The sequence below is a fragment of the Burkholderia diffusa genome, from assembly GCF_902499115.1.
GTDB lineage: Bacteria > Pseudomonadota > Gammaproteobacteria > Burkholderiales > Burkholderiaceae > Burkholderia > Burkholderia diffusa.
Map to the genome: position 1 here is coordinate 1 of NZ_CABVPN010000074.1, position 1,312 is coordinate 1,312.

Genomic DNA, 1,312 nt, shown 5'->3' on the forward strand with positions numbered 1-1,312 from the left:
TAGCAGGCCGTTGAAATACCCCCGCCGATCCGTCACGATGTAGCGAACCCGATCCCAAGGCACGAAGGCAGCATGCGAGGCACCGACAGCTACAACGAATCCCTGTTCAGTACAGTCAGACTGGAGGAGTTCGTACCGCAAACGCATCCGCTGCGCCCGATCCGGACTTGGATGAACGAGGCGCTGTCGAATATGGATGCCAAGTTCTCGGCGATGTACGAAGCGGACATCAAAGGCGGTCGGCCGAGCATTGCGCCGGAGAAGCTGATGCGGGCCATGCTACTTCAGGTGCTATACAGCATTCGCAGCGAGCGGCAACTGGTCGAGCAGATCTCGTACAACCTTTTGTTCCGTTGGTTCGTCGGCCTGTCGATCGAAGACGCGGTGTGGAATCACTCGGTGTTCAGCAAGAACCGGGATCGACTGATCGAGTTCGACGCAGTGACTGACCTGTTCAACGCGACGGTGGAAACGGCGCATAAACGCGGCTTGCTGTCGGGCGAGCACTTCAGTGTGGACGGCACCTTGATCCATGCGTGGGCCAGCCACAAGAGCATCCGGCGCAAGGATGGCGGGGACGATGATCGTCCGCCTGACAATTGGCATGGCGAATCGCGCAGTAATGAAACGCACGAATCGAAGAGCGACAGTGAGAGCCGGCTCTATCGCAAGAGCAATGCCGCGCCAGCCTTGCCGAGTTACCTGGGCCATGTGCTGACGGATAACCGGCACGGTCTGGTCGTGAACGTTCAGGCCAGCGAGGCGAATGGCCGAGCGGAACGCAAAGTGGCGACGGACATGCTGCGCGATGTGTCGGGTTCGGACGTGCGTATTACGGTGGGCGCAGACAAGGCGTACGACACGCGTGGATTTGTGAAGGCCTGCCGCGAATACAACGTGACGCCGCACGTCGCACGCAACACGAAGCGCACCGGCGGAAGTGCAATCGATGGTCGGACGACGCGGCATCTCGGTTACGCGCTGAGCCAGCGCAAACGGAAATGCATCGAACAGTGCTTCGGCTGGGGCAAACGGATCGGGCCGATCCGGCAGGTGATGGTGAGAGGCTTGGAGAAAGTTGATCAGTTGCTCACGCTGACGATGGCGGCCTACAACCTGACGCGGCTGAGAACGCTGGGATTCGTGCGTCCGCAGGGCGCGTAATGCAGGAAATCTGGCGGGAAATACCTTCGCCGGCCGGGCTCTACCGCTGAACCCGGCGTGACGCAACAAAAATTGCCGAGCCGTTGAGCGAATTCATGTCATTTGCGAGAGTGGTCTGAATCCGGTCGATGGGTATTTCAACGGCCTG

General features: G+C 59.7%; 1 protein-coding gene. It reads left to right on the forward strand.

From position 1 onward, the window contains the following. Positions 1-72 precede the first annotated feature (72 nt). On the forward strand, positions 73-1,164 hold the full coding sequence (locus BTE28158_RS32255; RefSeq protein WP_174920298.1) for an IS5 family transposase: 1,092 nt from the start codon (positions 73-75) through the stop codon (positions 1,162-1,164). The last annotated feature ends 148 nt before the right edge of the window (positions 1,165-1,312 follow it).

Bases quoted from the DNA above. Each gene is read 5' to 3' on its own strand.
- BTE28158_RS32255 (WP_174920298.1), top strand. From the start codon at position 73: ATGCGAGGCACCGACAGCTACAACGAATCCCTGTTCAGTACAGTCAGA.